General features: G+C 72.7%; 15 protein-coding genes and 1 tRNA gene. 15 read left to right on the top strand and 1 reads right to left on the bottom strand.

Features of this window, described 5'->3' with window-relative positions; genetic code table 11:
- Positions 1–31: 31 nt before the first annotated feature.
- The 11 genes from ACIPPS_RS23980 to ACIPPS_RS23930 all read left to right on the top strand — a co-directional run bounded on the left by ACIPPS_RS23980 (position 32) and on the right by ACIPPS_RS23930 (position 10934).
- Complete coding sequence (locus ACIPPS_RS23980) at positions 32–796, top strand: GntR family transcriptional regulator (RefSeq protein ID WP_401435534.1); 765 nt, start codon at positions 32–34, stop codon at positions 794–796.
- Between the two features lie 217 nt (positions 797–1013).
- Entirely contained in the window at positions 1014–2165 is a 1152-nt protein-coding gene (locus tag ACIPPS_RS23975; protein WP_401435532.1) for a TIGR03364 family FAD-dependent oxidoreductase, read from the top strand.
- A 5-nt stretch (positions 2166–2170) separates the two neighbouring features.
- Complete coding sequence (locus tag ACIPPS_RS23970; RefSeq protein ID WP_401435529.1) at positions 2171–2872, top strand: phosphonatase-like hydrolase; 702 nt, start codon at positions 2171–2173, stop codon at positions 2870–2872.
- 206 nt (positions 2873–3078) lie between these two features.
- The gene (locus ACIPPS_RS23965; RefSeq protein WP_401435830.1) at positions 3079–4140 is read left to right on the top strand and encodes an ABC transporter ATP-binding protein; all 1062 of its coding nucleotides are present in this window, start codon (positions 3079–3081) and stop codon (positions 4138–4140) included.
- Positions 4133–5035, top strand: a complete 903-nt coding sequence (locus tag ACIPPS_RS23960; RefSeq protein WP_401435527.1) for a 2-aminoethylphosphonate ABC transporter permease subunit — start codon at positions 4133–4135, stop codon at positions 5033–5035. The genes ACIPPS_RS23965 and ACIPPS_RS23960 overlap by 8 nt, the downstream gene beginning before the upstream one ends.
- Positions 5022–5819, top strand: coding sequence for an ABC transporter permease (locus ACIPPS_RS23955; protein WP_401435524.1), 798 nt, complete (start codon positions 5022–5024; stop codon positions 5817–5819). Before ACIPPS_RS23960 ends, ACIPPS_RS23955 begins: the two co-directional genes overlap by 14 nt.
- Before the next feature lie 22 nt (positions 5820–5841).
- The gene (locus ACIPPS_RS23950; RefSeq protein ID WP_401435522.1) at positions 5842–6909 is read left to right on the top strand and encodes a 2-aminoethylphosphonate ABC transporter substrate-binding protein; all 1068 of its coding nucleotides are present in this window, start codon (positions 5842–5844) and stop codon (positions 6907–6909) included.
- A 150-nt stretch (positions 6910–7059) separates the two neighbouring features.
- Positions 7060–8619, top strand: a complete 1560-nt coding sequence (locus ACIPPS_RS23945; protein ID WP_401435520.1) for an alkaline phosphatase family protein — start codon at positions 7060–7062, stop codon at positions 8617–8619.
- An 81-nt stretch (positions 8620–8700) separates the two neighbouring features.
- Positions 8701–9480 (top strand): HAD-IIA family hydrolase, encoded by a 780-nt coding sequence (locus tag ACIPPS_RS23940; RefSeq protein WP_401435518.1) that lies wholly within the window; start codon positions 8701–8703, stop codon positions 9478–9480.
- A 107-nt stretch (positions 9481–9587) separates the two neighbouring features.
- Positions 9588–10202: a hypothetical protein gene (locus ACIPPS_RS23935; RefSeq protein WP_401435515.1), complete on the top strand. Its 615-nt coding sequence runs from the start codon at positions 9588–9590 to the stop codon at positions 10200–10202.
- A 45-nt stretch (positions 10203–10247) separates the two neighbouring features.
- Positions 10248–10934 carry a class F sortase gene (locus ACIPPS_RS23930; protein ID WP_401435827.1) on the top strand — a complete coding sequence of 229 codons (687 nt, stop codon included), beginning with the start codon at positions 10248–10250 and terminating at the stop codon, positions 10932–10934.
- A 427-nt stretch (positions 10935–11361) separates the two neighbouring features.
- Here the strand turns inward: ACIPPS_RS23930 and ACIPPS_RS23925 are convergent.
- Positions 11362–11435 (bottom strand) — tRNA-Lys (locus ACIPPS_RS23925).
- A 184-nt stretch (positions 11436–11619) separates the two neighbouring features.
- Between ACIPPS_RS23925 and ACIPPS_RS23920 the strand changes: the two genes are divergently transcribed.
- The 4 genes from ACIPPS_RS23920 to ACIPPS_RS23905 all read left to right on the top strand — a co-directional run bounded on the left by ACIPPS_RS23920 (position 11620) and on the right by ACIPPS_RS23905 (position 18176).
- A complete protein-coding gene (locus tag ACIPPS_RS23920) occupies positions 11620–13041 on the top strand; it encodes a peptidoglycan-binding protein (RefSeq protein WP_401435513.1) in 1422 nt (473 codons plus the stop codon).
- A 981-nt stretch (positions 13042–14022) separates the two neighbouring features.
- On the top strand, positions 14023–15753 hold the full coding sequence (locus ACIPPS_RS23915; RefSeq protein ID WP_401435510.1) for an SPFH domain-containing protein: 1731 nt from the start codon (positions 14023–14025) through the stop codon (positions 15751–15753).
- A gap of 136 nt (positions 15754–15889) precedes the next feature.
- Positions 15890–16480, top strand: coding sequence for a lytic polysaccharide monooxygenase (locus ACIPPS_RS23910; RefSeq protein WP_401435508.1), 591 nt, complete (start codon positions 15890–15892; stop codon positions 16478–16480).
- A gap of 25 nt (positions 16481–16505) precedes the next feature.
- Positions 16506–18176: an AMP-binding protein gene (locus ACIPPS_RS23905; RefSeq protein ID WP_401435505.1), complete on the top strand. Its 1671-nt coding sequence runs from the start codon at positions 16506–16508 to the stop codon at positions 18174–18176.
- The last annotated feature ends 8 nt before the right edge of the window (positions 18177–18184 follow it).

Raw genomic sequence — 18184 nt, 5'->3', positions numbered from 1 at the left:
CCTGTTCATTCCCATCTGCGAGCATCCCCCGGTGGACTACCCGAACGACCAGGCACCTGGCGCACCCATCCGCTCCGGCATCCCCGAGCACGGACGCATCCCCAAGTACTACGCGGTGAAGGCGAAAGTCGCCTCGCTGATAGACGAGTTGGGTGAGGGCGGGCTCCTGCCCACCGAGCGTGACCTCGCCGTCCGTTACGAGGTCTCCCGGGAGACCGTCCGCCAGGCCCTGCGCGAGCTCCTGCTCGAAGGGCGGCTGCGCCGCCAGGGGCGCGGGACCGTGGTCGCCGGGCCGAAGCTGGAGCAGCCGCTCTCGCTCGCCTCCTACACCGAGGGCGTACGGCGTCAGGGGCGCCGGCCCGGCCGTTCTCTCATCTCCCTCGACCGTTTCCCCTGCCCCGACGCTCTCGCGCCCGAGATCGGGGTCCGACGGGGCGAGCCCGTCTGGCACATGGAGCGCGTGCTGCTCGCCGACGACGAGCGGGTCGGTCTGGAGAGCACGTACGTCGCCGTGGCCCGAGTCCCGCGCCTGGACGCCGAGTTCGACCCGGACTCCTCCTTCTACCGCTACCTCCGCGAGCAGCTCGGCATCGCCTTCGGCGACGCCGACGAGCGGATCGAGACCGTGCTCGCCACTCCCCGCGAGGCCCTGCTGATCGGCACCCCGCCCGCCCTGCCGATGCTGCTCATCCACCGCGTCTCCCGGGACACGTCCGGCAGCCCGCTGGAGCGCGTCCGCACCCTCTACCGGGGCGACCGCTTCAGCTTCACCGCGCACCTGGGGCACCAGGGCTGACCCACGGCCGACCACCGACCGCCGACCACCGACCACCGACCGCCGACCACCGACCACCGACCCTCAGCCTTCGGCCTTCGGCCTTGGCCACGACTTTCGGGAGAGCGGCCATTGATAACGAGAAGATAACGGGTCTAGGCCAACCTTGTCACCCCGTTCACCGTCCCGTTGCCCTCCGGATCGTTCCGGGCCACTCGCCCCCAGGACCGTGGACGGCATGAAGGTGATCGTCGTAGGAGCCGGCGTGGTGGGAACCATGCACGCCTGGCACGCAGTGGAACGCGGCCACGAGGTCGTACACATCGAGCGCGAGGCCGAGGCGCGCGGAGCCTCGCTCCGCAACTTCGGCCAGATATGGGTGAGCGGCCGCGCGGGCGGGGAGGAGCTGGACACCGCGCTGCGCGCCCGCGAGCTCTGGGAGGGCATCGGCGCCCGCGTCCCCGAGCTCGGCTTCCGGGCCATCGGCTCGCTCACCCCCGTGCGAGGCGATCTGGAGCTGGCCGTCGCCGAGGCCGCCCTGGCCCGGCCCGACGCGGCCGCCCGCGGCTACAAGCTGCTCACCGCCGACGAGGCCCTGCAGGTCAATCCGGCCCTGCGCGGCGCGTTCGAGAAGGGTGTGGCCCAGGCCGCGCTGTTCTGCGAGCGCGACGCGGCCGTCGAGCCGCGCACCGCCCAACTCGCGCTGCGCAAGGCCCTGCTGGCCTCCGGGAAGTACACCTTCCTGCCGAACCGCGAGGTCCGGGACGTCTCCGGCGCCGAAGGCATGCGCGACGCCGCCGTCCGCGACGACCGCGGCGAGGTGCACACCGGCGACGCCGTCGTCCTCGCCACCGGCGCCGCGCTCAGCGGACTGGTCCGCGAGATCGCCGGCGACATCCCGGTCCGCAGGGTCCGCCTCCAGATGATGCAGACCGACCCGCTCGGCGAGCCGCTGACCACCTCCGTCGCCGACGCCGACTCCTTCCGCTACTACCCGGCGTACGCCTCCGACGCCCTGGACGCCCTCAACGCGGGCCAGGCGCAGGACCCGACGGCCGCCGCGCACAAGATGCAGCTCCTGATGGTGCAGCGGCTCGACGGCGGACTGACCATCGGCGACACGCACGAGTACGAGCACCCCTTCGCTTTCGACACCCACGAAGACCCCTACGAGCACCTGGTCCGCGTCGTGGAGTCCTTCCTCGGCCGCCCGCTGCCGAAGATCCGGCGCCGCTGGGCGGGCGTGTACGCGCAGTGCACCGACACCACCCGGGTCGTGCACCGCCAGAAGGTCCGCGAAGGCGTCTGGCTGGTGACCGGACCCGGCGGCCGCGGCATGACCTGCTCGCCCGCCATCGCCGAAACGACCGCTGACGAACTGGGCTGGTGATCCTGATGACCACGAAGAACCTGATGAACCTGACGAACCTCGTCGTCCTCGACATGGCCGGCACGACCGTCGCCGACGGCGGTCTCGTCGAGCGCGCGTTCGGCGCCGCCGCCGAGCGCCTCGGCGAGGACCCGGCCACGATGATCGACTACGTCCGCGCCACGATGGGCGAGTCCAAGATCTCCGTCTTCCGCCACCTCTTCGGCGGTGACGAGACCCGCGCCCAGCAGGCCAACGTCGCCTTCGAGCAGGCGTACGGCGAGCTGGTTGCCGGCGGTCTGATCGCGCCGGTCCCCGGCGCGGCCGAGGCCATCACCGAGCTGAAGGACCAGGGCCGGACGGTCGTCCTGACCACCGGCTTCGCCCGCGTCACGCAGGACGCCATCCTGGACGCGCTCGGCTGGCAGGACCTGGTCGAGCTGACCCTGTGCCCGGCGGACGCGGGCGGCCGGGGCCGCCCCTTCCCCGACATGGTCCTCGGCGCCTTCCTCCGTACCGGAGCCGTCGACGACGTCCGGCACGTCGCGGTCGCGGGCGACACCTCGTACGACATGCTCAGCGGCGTCCGTTCGGGCGCCGGGATCGTCGCGGGCGTGCTCACGGGCGCGCACGACGAGGCGGCGCTCAAGGAGCACGGAGCCACCCACGTCCTCGGCTCGGTCGCCGACCTGCCGGCGGCCATAGCCCGGGCGGAGGCCCACCGGTGACGGCCCCCGACGCCGCCGTCACGACGAACGAGGCGGCCACCCCGGCGGACGCGGCCACCGCGGCCACCCCGGCGGACTCGGCCACCCCGGCGGACGCGGCCACCGCAGCCACCCCGGCGGACGCGGCCACCGCGGCCACCGCGGCCACCGCGGCCGCCCCCGCCCCCGCAGCCACCCCACCCGTCCCCGCCGCCTCGCCGCACCTCGTGAAGGCCACCCGCAGCGGCATCCGGTTCGACTCCGTCTCCGTCGCCTACGGCGGCACCACCGTCCTCGACTCCCTCGACCTGACCGTCGAGCCCGGCGAGGTCATGGCGCTCCTCGGGCCCTCCGGCTCCGGCAAGACCACCGCCCTGCGCGCCGTCGCCGGGTTCGTGCAGCCGGTCTCCGGGCGGGTGTTCATCGGCGGCCGTGACGTCACCGCCCTGCCGCCGCACAGGCGCGGTATCGGGATGGTCGTCCAGCAGTACGCCCTCTTCCCGCACATGCGGGTCGAGGACAACGTGGCCTTCGGCCTGAAGGCGCAGAAGGCGCCGAAGAGCGAGATCCCCGCCCGGGTCGCCGAGGCCCTGGAGATGACCGGGATGGCGGCCTACGCCAAGCGCCACCCGCGCGAGCTGTCCGGCGGGCAGCAGCAGCGCGTCGCGATCGCCCGCGCGCTGGCCATCCGCCCGAACGTCCTGCTCCTCGACGAGCCGCTGTCCGCGCTCGACGCCCAGCTGCGCTCCGGGATGCTCGCGGAACTGGCCCGTCTGCACCGCGAGTTGCCGGACGTCTCCATCCTGTACGTCACCCATGACCAGGTCGAGGCGCTGACCCTCGCCGACCGGATCGCGGTCATGGACAGGGCCCGGCTCCAGGACTGCGGCACGCCGCAGGAGCTGTACCGCCGTCCCCGTACGGAGTTCACGGCGTCCTTCGTCGGCAACGCGAACCTGCTGCCGGTGACCGTCACGGCGGACGGGGTCGCCTTCGGCGGCGCCGCCCTGCGGGTCGCCACCGACGGCGTCGCCCCGGGGGCCGCCGCCACCCTGTGCGTACGGCCGCACCTCATGGGTCTGGGGGAGGGGCCGAATGCGCTGCGGGGGCGGATCTCGGAGGTGCAGTGGCGGGGGTCGACGCACCGGCTGTACGTCGACGTGCGGGGCCATCGCGTCACGGCGGACGTCCGTGAGCTGCGGGAGACGCCGGTGCTCGGGGACGAGGTCACCCTGCACTTCGCGCCCGAGGACGGGGTGCTGCTGGGGGCCGGGGTGTCCGATGGCTAGCACCGGCACACCGGTCCTGACGGCCGAGCGGGACCGGGGCGTCGTGCCGCCGGCCCGGCCCGCCCCGGTGGACGCGCGCCCTCCGAAGGCCTCCCGTACCGTCCCCACCTGGGTCTGGGCCCTTCCGCCCGTCGCCGTCCTCGCGCTCGTCTTCCTCTACCCCCTGGCCCTCGTCGTCCAGGAGTCCCTCGCCCCCGGCGCGTACGCCGACGTCTTCGGGTCCGAGGCCTTCCGGGAGGCGCTGGTCACCACCGTGTGGCTGGCCGTCGGGTCCACCGTCGGCTGTCTGGTCCTCGGGTTCGCGCTCGCGCTGATCATCGCGTTCGTGCCGTTCCCGGGCGGGAAGGCGGTGGCGAAGTTCATCGACGTCTTCCTCTCCTTCCCGTCCTTCCTGATCACGCTCGCCCTGCTCTTCCTCTACGGCACCGTCGGCATCGGCAACGGACTGTGGACGGACCTCACGGGCGCCGAGAGCGGGCCCTTCCAGTTCCTGACCACGCCCTGGGGCGTCCTCCTCGCCGAGATCACGTACTTCACGCCCTTCGTGATGCGCCCTCTCCTCGCCGCGTTCTCGCAGATGGAGACCGCACAGCTGGAGGTCGCCTCCTCGCTCGGGGCGAAGCCGCCGCGCATCATCCGGCGGGTGATCCTGCCCGAGGCGCTGCCGGCGCTCGCCGCCGGCGGAAGCCTCGTCCTGGTCATGTGCCTGAACGAGTTCGGGATCGTCCTCTTCACCGGCGCCAAGGGCGTCACCACGCTCCCGATGCTCGTCTACGGCAAGGCCATCCTCGAATCCGACTACGCCGCCGCCTGTGTCGTCGCCGTCGTCAACGTCGCTATCTCCGTGGGCCTCTACGGCCTCTACCGGGTGGTGAGCCGTCGTGTTGGTGCATAGCCGTACGGGCAGGTGGTCGACCTGGGCCCTCTTCGCGGTCCTCTTCGTCCCGCTCTTCGCCCTCCCGCTCCTGGTGATCCTCGCCGCCTCGTTCTCGACCCACTGGTCCGGGGCCTTCCCCTCCGGGCCGACGGGGGAGCACTACGCGTCCGCCGTGCGCGGCGAGTCGCTCCAGGCGCTGACCACCAGTCTGGTCACCGCCGTCACGGCGAGCGCGCTCGCGCTGACCCTCGGCACCTGGGCGGCGCTGGTCGCCCACTCGCTGCGGAAGAACGGCCGTCGGCTGCTCGACGCGCTGTTCATGCTGCCGGTCGCCGTGCCCTCGGTCGTCGTCGGCCTCGCCGTCCTGGTCGCCTTCTCGCAGCCGCCGGTGCTGCTGAACGGAACGCGCTGGATCGTGATCCTGGCGCACACCATTCTTGTCACGGCGTTCGCCTACCAGTCGGTTTCGGCGGCCATCCTCCGTCTCGACCCGATGTACGAGCAGGCGGCGGCGAGCCTCGGTGCCCGCCCCGCGTACGTCCTGCTCACGGTGAAGCTGCCGCTCCTGCTGCCGTCCCTGAACGCGGCCGCCGGGCTCTGCTTCGCCCTGTCCATGGGTGAGTTGAGCGCCACGATGATGCTCTACCCGCCGGACTGGATGCCCCTGCCGGTGCTGATCTTCACGGCCACCGACCGTGGCTCCCTCTTCACCGGCTCGGCGCTCGCCGTGGTCCTGATGGCCACGACCCTGATCGTCCTGCTCGCGGTCTCCCGTATCCGTACCAAAGCGTCCTACCGCTAAGCCTCCAGGAGAGAACGACGTCATGCGTACCCCGTCCAAGCTCGTCAAGCCGATCGCCGCCGTCACCGGCAGCCTCGCCCTCGCCGCCGGCCTCACCGCCTGCGGTGGCTCCTCCGCCGCCTCCGACGAGAAGATCGTCACCGTCTACAGCGCCGACGGTCTCAAGGGGGAGAAGGGCGACGGCTGGTACGACAAGGTCTTCGCCGACTTCGAGAAGGAGACCGGCATCAAGGTCAAGTACGTCGAGGGCGGTTCGGGCGAGATGGTGCAGCGCGCCGTCCGCGAGAAGAACAACACCCAGGCCGACGTCATCGTGACCCTGCCGCCCTTCATCCAGCAGGCCGACTCCAAGGGGCTCCTCCAGGCCTACGCCCCGAAGGGCTCGGAGCAGGTCGACGGCGGGAACAAGGCCGCCGACGGCAAGTGGACCTCGGTCGTCAACAACTACTTCGGCTTCATCTACAACAAGCAGCAGCTGAAGGAGGCCCCCACGACCTGGGAGGAACTCCTCGACGGGAAGTTCGAGAACAAGCTCCAGTACTCCACCCCCGGTGTCGCGGGTGACGGCACGGCCGTCGTCATCAAGGCGATGAACGACTTCGGCGGCAAGGAGCCGGCGATGGAGTACCTGAAGAAGCTCCAGGCCAACAACGTCGGCCCGTCCTCCTCCACCTCCAAGCTCGCCCCCAAGGTCGACAAGGGCGAGATCCTCGTCGCCAACGGCGACGTCCAGATGAACTTCGCGCAGTCCAAGTCCATGCCGAACCTCGGCATCTGGTTCCCGGCCAAGGAGGGCGGCAAGCCCACCACGTTCGCCCTGCCGTACGCCGCCGGCCTGGTGAACAAGGCCCCGCACACCGAGAACGGCAAGAAGCTGCTCGACTTCATGCTCGCCGAGCAGGCGCAGCGCGAGGTCAGCGCGGTCGGCGGCGGCTTCCCGGCCCGTAAGGACGTCAAGGCGACCGACGCCAACGCCATCGAGCTGGCGAAGCTGATCGAGGGCGTCGAGGTCTTCGAGCCGGACTGGGTCGACATCGACACGAACCTGACCACGTACGTCGACGCGTGGAAGACGGCCACCGGAAGCTGATCACCGGCCGCCAACCACCGGCCGCCAAGAGTTCACCGTACGGCTCTGGTCAGCCTCCGTAGATCGCGGAAAGATAACGGGTACGGACCAACGCCCCCGAGGAATCGGGGGCGTTGGCGTGTCGTCACCCCCTTCTACGGAGGATCCGAGATGCCGCTCTCCGGCATATCCACCGGCATGTCCCGCCGCACCGTGCTCGCCGCCGCGGGCGCCACCGCCGCCGCCGCGGCGGCCGGCGCCGTCGTCACCGCGCCGGCCGCCCACGCCGCCGCCACCGCCGCCCCCACGCTCCCGAACGGCACCAGCAAGGACAAGGTGCTCGTCGTCGGCATGGACGGGCTGCGGTACGACCGGATTGACGCCGCCGACGCGCCGACGCTGAAGTCCCTGATGGCGGGCGGCACGTACGGCCTGTCCCTGCTCTACGCCAACCCGATGGCCGCCACCTCCTCCGGCCCCGGCTGGTCGACCATCTCCACGGGTGTGTGGCCCGACAAGCACGGCGTGAAGGACAACACCTTCACCGGCAAGAACTACGGCAAGTACCCCGGATTCCTGGCCCGGTTGAACCAGGTCCGCCCCGACCTCTCGCTCTTCGCCGCCGTCGACTGGCCCGAGCTCGACACGCACGGCACGGTCACCCCCGGCGCCGACGCCAAGCTCGTCTACAACAACGACTACGCCGTGAACGACAAGATCATCACGGACGCCACCGAGTCCATCCTCCGCAACCAGAACCCGGACGTCCTCTTCGTCTACTTCGGCGAGACCGACGAGATGGGCCACTCCTACGGCGCCGCCAGCCAGAAGTACCTCGACGCCATCGCCGTCCAGGACGCCTACCTCGGCCGCCTCCTCGCCGCGATCAAGGCCCGCCCCTCCTACGCCACCGAGCGCTGGACGGTCATGGTCACCACCGACCACGGCCACACCGACGGCGGCGGCCACGGCGGCTCCGCCATCGAGGAGCGCCGCACCTTCGTCCTCGCCCAGGGCCCCGGCATCGCCGCCGGCGCCCGGCCCATCGACACCCGGCTCGTCGACGTCGCCGCGACCGTCTTCCACCAGCTCGGCATCGTTCCCGACCCCGCCTGGGGCCTGGACGGCAAGCCGATCCAGCAGCGCTCCACCGACCCGTTCGACGCGCTGCACTCCTCCCTCGGCGGGCGCGTCGACGAGACCGGTATCCCGGCCGGAGTGCTCGGCTTCACCCACACCGCGCCCAGCGGCTGGTCCGTCATCAACAACGCCATGGGCACCGGCGGCATGACCGAGTGGCGCGGCTGGGCCTTCGCGACCGACGAGTTCTGGTCCCGCAGCCAGCGCGACCAGTCCCGTGAGCTCAACGTCCGCGCCCGAGGCGTCTTCGCCGTCGCCGACTCCGACGAGTGGGCCGACAAGTCCTTCTCCGGTACGTACGACTCGACGCTGGTCACCCCGGCGTACAGCGTCTCCGGCAAGACGCGGGCGACCCTCGACTTCACCACCTTCTACCGTCAGGAGGGCAGCCAGACCGCCCAGGTCCAGGCGGTCTTCAACGGCGGCACGCCGACCGTCGTCAAGAGCTACACCTCCGACGTGATCTCCCAGCCCCAGTCCCTCACCGTGAACGTCCCGGCCGGGTCCTCCAGCGTGAGCTTCCGCTTCCGCTACACCGGCTCCAACAACTGGTACTGGGTGATCGACGGGGTCAAGGTCACGGCCTCTTGATTAGGCTGGGGGCGTCGCCACAGCGCTGTGGGGGCGCCCCCAGCACACCGCACGATTTTGGTACGGCAGGAGTCCCCGCACATGGCAGAGCGCAAGCCGATCGAATCCTGGCTCACCGACATGGACGGCGTCCTCATCCACGAGGGCGTTCCGATCCCCGGCGCCGACGCGTTCATCAAGAAGCTGCGGGAGAGCGAGAGGCCCTTCCTGGTCCTCACCAACAACTCGATCTACACCGCCCGGGACCTGCACGCCCGCCTCGCGCGCATGGGCCTCCAGGTGCCGGTCGAGAACATCTGGACCTCGGCGCTCGCGACCGCCAAGTTCCTCGACGACCAGCGCCCCGGCGGCACCGCCTACGTCATCGGCGAGGCCGGCCTGACCACCGCGCTGCACGACATCGGCTACGTCCTCACCGACCACGACCCCGACTACGTGGTCCTCGGCGAGACCCGGACGTACTCCTTCGAGGCCATGACCAAGGCCGTCCGGCTCATCAACGCCGGCGCCCGGTTCATCTGCACCAACCCCGACGAGACCGGCCCCTCCCTGGAGGGACCGCTGCCGGCCACCGGCTCCGTCGCCGCGCTCATCACGAAGGCCACCGGCAAGGCCCCGTACTTCGCGGGCAAGCCGAACCCGCTGATGATGCGGACCGGCCTGAACGCCATCGGCGCCCACTCCGAGACCAGCGCCATGATCGGCGACCGGATGGACACCGACATCCTGGCCGGCCTGGAAGCGGGCATGCAGACCTTCCTGGTGCTCACCGGGCTCACCACCCAGGCCGAGATCGACCGCTTCCCGTTCCGCCCCTCCAAGATCGTCGACTCGATCGCCGACCTGGTCGACAGGGTCTAGTCTCCGGGCGGAAGCGCTGGTCAGCGGCGTCGCAGGACGCCCGACCGGACCCCTGCGGATGCGGAAGCGGCCGAACCGGGTGACCCTGCCAGTACCAGGAGGTCACGATGCGTTCAGGTCCCATTGCTCTCCGTGCCGCAGGGGCGGCCGCCATTCTGGTACTGGCCCCCACGGCCGGTACCGCCGTCGCCGGGGAGGGTGTCAAGGTCACCGTCACCCCGTCCACGGTCAAGCCCGGCGCGGACGTCGACGTGCGGGTGCAGGGCTGCAAGGGCACGACCGGCGCCGCCAGGTCCAAGGCGTTCGTCGGCGACGCCGAGCTCACCGGCCGCGACGGAGGCGACCACCGCCTCTACGGCGTCACCACGATCAAGCCGGGGCTGGAGCGCGGTGCCTACAAGGTCACCGTGACCTGCGACGGCCGCGAGCACCGCGATGTGGGCGTGGTCCAGGTCGAGAAGCACAAGCCCGAGCCCACGCACCACCCCACCCACCGGCCGACCCACCACCCCAGCCCGTACGCCCCGGTCAGGGCCGGTGGCGGTGGCGCGGCCCTGGCGGCTCCGGCGGTCCCGGCGGCGCCCGTGGCACCGGGCGTCGCCCAGACCACCAGCGAGAACGGCCTCGGGACCCCGTACACCCTGGTCGGCCTGGGCCTGGCCGCGGTCGCGGCGGTGGCCGTCGCCTTCCGCAGCGCGCGGGGCCGCCGGGCAGGCGACTGACATGTCCCCCGGCTCCGGGAACGGGCCGGGCGACGGGAACGGGTCCTGGTCCTCGGGCTCTGGCTCGGCGGCCGGGAGATCGCCGAGCTGCCCGGGGGTGCCTCCGCCCCCGCCACCGGCGACATCGCGGCCGTCGGCCGCCCCCTCGGCGCCCCGCTGCCCCCGGCCCACCGGCCCATGGCGCCCGCCGAACCGCGCCGGGTGGAGATCCCCTCGCTCGGCATCACGGCGCCGGTCGTCGGGCGCGGCCTGGACCAGGGGGGCGCCATCGACCCGCCGCCGTTCGAGATGCCCCATTCGGTGGGCTGGTTCCGCTCCGGCACGCAGCCTGGCGCGGTGGGCGCGGCCCTGTTCGTCGGCCACGTCGACACCGAGACCCGCCCCGCCGTCTTCTACGGCCTCAGCGCCGCCCGCCCCGGCGCCACGGTGCGGGTGACCCGTACGGACGGATCGGTCGCCGAATTCACGATCGACGACGTCCGCGTCTTCCCCCGGGACCGCTTCGACGCGCGGAAGGTGTACGGCCAGCACCAGGCCGGCCGGGCCGAGCTGCGCCTGATCACCTGCGGCGGGACCTTCGACCGCGCGTCCGGCACCTACACGGCGAACGTGGTCGTCTCCGCGTATCTGACGGGGACGGGTACGGGTACGAGTGCGGCGCCCACGGGTACGGCCACGGGCGCAAGTGCGCGCTCGGGCGCCGGGTCGGGTACGGGCTCGGGCGAGGCGTGAGCCCCGTCGGCCGTCGCCGTTGATCACCGAGCCCGGCCGACGGACGTCGGACCGCGGATCGCTGCTCGCGGACCGCGCGACCGGGCGACCGACGGCCGGGCCGGCCTCGACCGCGAGCGCGCGGGCTGCGGGAGAAGCCCGGCGCCGACGCGGGAGGTTCGGGTTCCGCCACTGTAGAACGGGCCCACGTGCCTCCGCCTCGACCTCCGTGACGCCCTGCGGAGATCGACTTGTTCCGTACGGGAGTTCCGCCCCTGGTCGGCCAACCTGCCAGCGGAGATGGACGGTTGGGGCGGGAGGGCGAGGGAGGGGCCGGATGGCCGGAACGTGACCGAGGCGCTACGGAGCGGAGTCGGCGCCGCCATCCTCTCCGCGTGGAAAACGATCGAGGCCCCCTCACCGATGGTGAGGGGGCCTCGACTGCGCGTGCGCCGCCAGGGACTCGAACCCCGGACCCGCTGATTAAGAGTCAGCTGCTCTAACCAACTGAGCTAGCGGCGCGTGCTGACCTGGATAACTCTACCCGACACCCAGGTGTGCTCCGGACCATTAACGGTCTCTTCCGGCCTGTCGGATGGTCGTATCAGGCCTTCGATCCGTCAAAATGCGATATGTCCGGACAGTTGAGACACTGGCGCCCGTGCACAAGGGCCAAAAGATCTTGACGAGTGTGGAGGGGAATCGCATGAGTGTGCCGGTCTTCGAAGAGTTCGAGCCCGCTGCCGACTGCGGCTGCGCGGGCTGCGCCCAGCAGCGGCGCGATCTCGCCCTGGGCCTCCCCGTCCGGGCGGGCGGTCACCCGGCGGCGCACGGGGCGCGCCGCGCGCTGGTCCTGGTGACCGCGGCGGGCGTGGTGCTCGGCGGCGGGGGCGCGAGCGCCCTCGCCCGGCCGACGGACGCCCCCGCCCGGCCGACGGACGCCCCCGCGGGGCCGGCCGCCCCTGCGGGACCGTTCACCCCCACAAGATCGGCCGCTCCCGCGGATCCGGCCGCTCCCGCGGATCCCGACGCCGCCCGGTCCGGCGACGACACCCCTCAGGGCGGAGCAGGCCCGCTGCACGGAGCCCCCGGTCCGCCCGGGCAGCCGGCGCCCGGCGCGACCCCGACGGGTAGTCAGATCTCCACCGAGTCCCTACGGAAGACCACCCGGGCCGAGATCGTCAACCGCGCCAAGCGATGGGTGTCCGCCCAGGTCCCGTACTCGATGGAGCGGTACTGGTCCGACGGCTACCGCCAGGACTGCTCGGGCTACATCTCGATGGCGTGGAACCTGCGCGGCAACGAGTGGACCGGAAGCCTGGACCGGTTCGGCGAGCGGATCGGCCGCGGCGAGCTCCAGCCCGGCGACATCCTGCTCTTCCACAACCCGGCCAACCCGACCAAGGGCTCGCACGTCACGATCTTCGGCGGCTGGACCGACTACACCCACACGTCGTACATCGCGTACGAGCAGACCAAGCCGCGGACCCGTCGCCAGGCGACGCCACTGTCCTACTGGAACAACTCCGACCGCTACGTGGCCTACCGCTACAAGGGCGTCGTGAGCGGCGGCAGCGGGGGAGGCGCGGCCTCGACGGCGACGCCGTACCCGGGCGCGGCGATGTTCGGGCCCGGCGCGAACAACGCGTACGTCACCCAGCTCGGCAGGCTGCTCGTGCAGCGCGGCGGCACGGCGTACTACCGCCAGGGTCCCGGCCCGCGCTGGGGCGAGGCGGACCGGCGGGCGACTCAGGCGTTCCAGCGGGCGCAGGGCTGGAAGGGCGCGGAGGCGGACGGCCTGCCGGGGTCGCAGACCTGGCGCCTGCTCGTGTCGGGGCAGGGGCGGGGCATCGGCGGTTCGAGTGGTTCGGGGGGTTCGAGCGCGAATGCGCCGGGGTTTCCCGGGCGTGGCTACTTCCGTCCGGGCCAATCCAACGCATATGTGGAGAAGCTGGGCAAACAGCTGGTGAAGCGGGGCTACGGCAAGCACTACCTGTCGGGTCCTGGTCCGCGCTGGAGCGAGGCGGACCGTCGCAATGTCGAGGCGTTCCAGCGGGCACAGGGATGGCGCGGCGGCGCGGCCGACGGCTACCCGGGCCCGGAGACCTGGCGGCGCCTGTTCCGATGACCCCGAGAGCATGAGGTGGACTCCATGACCGCAACGACCCCCAATCCGGACTCGGGAGCGGCGGCCAGCCGCGACGCGGCCCGGACGGCCCGCCGTCTGACGACGGAGCCGCGCGCCCCGAGACCGACGGGCCACCCGCCGGAGGAGCGGTCCGACGGGGCGTGGATCGGCCAGGAGCGGTCCGGCCCGGGCCCGGCCGCCCCGGAGGCCCTCTCCCTGGGCGCCACCGTCTCCGGAGCGCCGGGACAGCCGGAGCCCGTGCCGGGCCACGGCGCGATGACGGGGCATCAGGCGCCGGAACCCGATGCTGCCCCGGTTCACCCGGGGACGGCGACCCCTTCCCGTACGGCCGCCCCGCCGAGCCTCCTCACCACCACCGCCCCCTGGTCCACCACCACCCCGACCACCGCCACTCCGACGACTCCGGGGACCACGCGCGCGGACGCCGCCCAGGGTACGGCGGGTACGGCGGGTTCCTTGGACGCGGCGGGTGGGGTGGGCTCCTTGGGTGGGCCCGGAGCCTCGGGTACTGAGGGTTCCTCGGGTACTGAGGGTTCCTCGGGTCTCCCGGGAGCCTTGGGTGCGCCGAGTTCCTCGGGCGTCTTGGGTGCGCCGGGTTCCTCGGGCGTCTCGGGTAACTCCGGTATCCCGGGAACCTCGGGTACGCCAGGCGCCTCGGGCACCTCGGCTACGGCGGGCGCCTCGGGGATCCCAGGCACCTCGGATACGCCGGCTGCCTCAGGTGTACCCAGTGCCGGGGGCGCACCCGGTGCACCCGGTTCCCCGGTCACCCCGGTCACCCCGAACGCGCCCGGGACCCCCGTCACCCCGGTCGCGCCGGGAGCTCCCACGACCCCCGCCACTCCCATCACTCCCGCCACTCCCGTCACCCCGGTCACGCCCGTCACCGGGCCCTCCACCGCGCCCCCGGCGGCCCCCGCCCCCGGCGCGGCCGGTGTCCGTAGCGGCACCGCGTACGAGGTGGACGCCGCCGCCCGGGCCGCGGCGCTCCGCGCGGCGCTCGGTATCGATGGCACGCCGACGCCCGCCGGCGCGGTGAACCGCCCCGCCGCGACCGCGCTCGCGGAGGCCCCGACCGGCGCGGCGGCCGAGTCCCGTACCGCCACCTCCGCCGCCACCGCCGCCTCCGCCACGGCTGCCACCCCCGCCACCACCACCCTCGCCGGACCGGCCCCCGGCACCACTCCCGATACCCCCGCCGCCGACACACCCGCCCCGCGCCCCGCCCCCGAGGCCCCCACCACCGACACACCCGCCCCCCACGCCAGCACCCCCCACGCAGGCACCACCCGCGTCAACGCCCCCCACGCCCCCACCCCCACCCCCGTCGGCGACGAGCCCCGCCGTGGGTTCGACCTGCGGCGGATCGTGCGCGGGGAGGTCGGTGTCGTCGCCGTGCCCGTCGTCGCCGAGGCGCACGTCGCCGCGCGGCCCGCCGTGCGGCGCAAGAACGTGATCGGCGTCGACACGACCGGGTCGATCCCCGTGCACCTGCTCTTCCGCGACGAGCCCGAGCCCGACCCCCGCACCCGCGTCGCCCGGGAGGACGACGACGGCGGTCCCGCCACCGTCGCGATGGCCGCCCCCACCCCGCCCGCCCCCAAGGCCGACACCACCAAGGCGAAGAAGACCCCCAAGGGCGGCAAGACCCAGGGCGGCAAGCCACCCAAGACCGCATCCCCCACCACCGCATCCCCCACCACCGCATCCCCCAACACCGCATCCCCCAAGGCCGCCATCCCCGCCCCCGCCCGCCCCCAGGCCTCCCGCCCCGCGCCCACCGCCGACCCCAAGCTCGTCGAGCGGGCCGGGCCCGTGCTGCCCGGGTGGATGGGGGTCGTGGGCGGGATGCTCGCGCTCGCCGGATGCGCCGCGATCCTCTGGTGGACCGGGGCCGTCCCCGAGCAGCTCGTCCAGATGCTCCGGCTCCCCCCACGCCCGTACCAGGGCATCCACCTCGGCCAGTGGGCCCTGCTCGCCGCCGGCGTCCTCGCCACCCTCTTCTCGCTCGGCGGTCTCGGCCGGGGTCGCGTCGGCTACGCCTTCGTCCTCACCCTCTTCGGCGACTACCGGGGGACCGTCCGCCGTACCGGCCTCGTCTGGGTCAGCCCCCTCCTCCTGCGCCGCCGGGTCGACGTCCGCCTGCGCCACTGGCGCAGCGAGCCGCTCGCCTCGGTCGACGCCAAGGGCACCGCGCTGAACGTCGTCGTCCTCGTCGTCTGGCGCATCCGGGACACCGTCCGCGCCGCGTTCGGCGTCGAAGGTCACGAGGAGTACCTGCGCGAGCAGGTCGAGGCGGCGATGGCCCGCGTCCTCTCCCAGCTCCCGGCCGACGCCTTCCACGAGGACGCCCCGACCCTGCGCGACGCCGAGGCCGTCGGCGAGGCGCTGACCCGGATGCTCTCCGCCGAGTGCGCCCCGGTCGGCATCGACGTGTTCTCGGCCCAGCCGACCCGGATCGAGTACGCCCCCGAGATCGCGGCGGCCATGCAGCGCCGCCGGATCGCCGCGATCGACGCCAAGCACCGCGACAGCGTGCTGACCTCCGTCGTGGACGCCGTGGACGACGTGGTCCACCGGCTGACCACGCGTGGTCTCGTCGAACTGGACGACTACGAGCGCAAGGCGCTGGTCAAGGACCTGACGGTGGCGTTCTACACCGGTCGGACGGGTCCTGTGGAAGGCGCGTGACTGGTATGGACATGTTCAAGTTCCGTCAATACCTTGGTACTTGGTCTAGACCGGAATAGGCACTACCGCACAGGCAACACCCCCGCACGCGTGCAGCACGGCTCGGAACTCCCCCACGTTCATCAGGAGCGACAGCATGCGCAAAAAGATAGGCGTGGCGGCGGTGGCGCTCGGCGTCGCCGGCGCCTCCCTCTTCGCCACCAGCAGCGCCAGCAGCCACGGCTACACCGACTCACCGATCAGTCGACAGAAGCTCTGCGCCAACGGCACCGTGACCAACTGCGGCAACATCCAGTGGGAGCCGCAGTCGGTCGAGGGCCCCAAGGGCTTCCCGGGCGGCGGGCCCGCCGACGGCACGATCTGCGCCGGCGGGAACTCCCAGTTCGCCCAGCTCGACGACCCCCGGGGCGGCGCCTGGCCCACGACGAAGCTCAACGCGGGCCAGAGTCACACCTTCCGCTGGCAGTTCACCGCCCGGCACAGCACCACCGACTTCAAGTACTACATCACCAAGAACGGCTGGAACGGCACCCAGAAGCTCACCCGGGCCGCACTCGACCCGCAGCCGTTCCTCACCGTCCCGTACAACAACGCGCAGCCGCCGGCCACGCTCTCGCACTCGGGGACCCTCCCCGGGGGCAAGACGGGGCGCCACGTGATCCTGGCGGTCTGGACGATCGCGGACACCTCGAACGCGTTCTACGCGTGTTCGGATGTTCAGTTCTGACGTAGCGTCAGTTACCGTCCGGCGTATGACCGAAGCCACCGTGGCGGAGCTCGTGCGACGGCAGTGGGGCGACCACCGGGTCGGCCTGAGGACGCGGGACACGGTCCTCAGCCATCACCAGGTCGCCACCGGGGCCGCCGCACGGGCGGCGCTGCTCGTCGATCTGCTGCCCCGGGGTGCCGAGCCGCACCTCGGGGTACTGCTCGACAACACACCGGAATTCCCGCTCTGGCTGAGCGCGGCGGCCCTCGCGGGGGCCGCCGTCGCCGGCGTCAACCCCACCCGGCGCGGCGCCGAACTGGCCCGCGACATCACGCACACCGACTGCCGTGTCCTGGTCACCCAGCGCGCGTACCTTCCCCTGCTCGACGGGCTTCCCCTGCCGGGCGTACGCGTCCTCGTGACCGACACCGACGCCTACCGGGAGCTGCTGGCCCCCTTCGAGGGCGCGAAACCCGGTGCGGCCGTCGCCCGCCCCGTGACGCCCCGCAGCCGGATGCTGCTCTACTTCACCTCCGGCTCGACCGGCGCGCCCAAGGCGGCGATCTGCAGCCAGGGCCGCCTGGCGGCGGCCGGCCGCTCGCTCGTCGGCCAGTTCGGGGTGCGGCCCGACGACGTCCACTACGTCTGCATGCCCATGTTCCACGGCAACGCGGTCATCGCGGACTGGGCCCCGGCGCTCGCCGCCGGTGCGGCCGTCGCGCTGCGGGACCGCTTCTCGGCCTCCGGCTTCCTCACCGACGTACGGGAGTTCGGCGCGACCTACTTCACGTACGTCGGCCGGGCGATCCAGTACCTCCTCGCGACCCCGGCCGGTCCTGACGACCGCGTGCACGGGCTGCGGCTCGGCTTCGGTACGGAGGCGGGGGCGGTGGACGCGGCCCGTTTCGAGGCCCGCTTCGGCGCCCGGCTCGTCGAGGGCTACGGCTCGTCGGAGGGCGGCGCGGCGATCCAGCGGACCCCCGACACCCCGGTCGGCGCGATCGGCCGGGCGGCGCCGCACGACGACCTGGCGGTCGTGGACCCGGCGACCGGCGAGGAGTGCCCGCCGGCCGACCTCTCGCCCGAGGGGCGGCTGCGCAACGCCTCCGTCGCGATCGGCGAACTCGTCAACCGGGGCCGGAACCCCTTCGAGGGCTACTGGCGCAACCCCGGGGCGGACGCGGCCCGGCTGCGCGGCGGCTGGTACTGGACCGGCGACCTCTTCTACCGGGACGCGAGGGGCTTCCTGTACTTCGCCGGCCGTACGGACGACCGTCTGCGCGTCGACAGCGAGAACCTCGCGGCGGCGGTCATCGAGCAGATCCTGTCCCGCTGGGAGCGGGCGGCGGGCGTCGCCGTCTACGCGATACCCGACCCGGTCGCGGGCGACCAGGTGATGACGGCGCTCGCCCTGCGCGAGGGCGCCGCGTTCGACCCGATCGCCTTCGCGGCGTTCCTCGCCGCCCAGCCGGACCTGGGCACCAAGATGCCCCCGCGCTTCGTACGGATCGTCCCCGCCCTCCCCCTGACCGCCACCAACAAGATCCACCGCGTGGCCCTGCGCCGGGAGTCCTTCCTCTGCCCGGACCCGGTCTGGTGGCGCCCCACGCCGCACAGCCCGTACGAGCGCCTCACCCCGCGGGCCCTCACCGACCTCCGCTCCACGTACGCCGTCCACGACCGGTCACCCCGGGGCCCGGGCGCCACGACCTGACCCCGACG

This window comes from Streptomyces sp. NPDC090127 (assembly GCF_044746945.1).
Classification (GTDB): domain Bacteria; phylum Actinomycetota; class Actinomycetes; order Streptomycetales; family Streptomycetaceae; genus Streptomyces.
The sequence above is the reverse complement of the archived record's forward strand: the minus strand, read 5'-3'. Positions and strand labels throughout refer to the sequence as shown.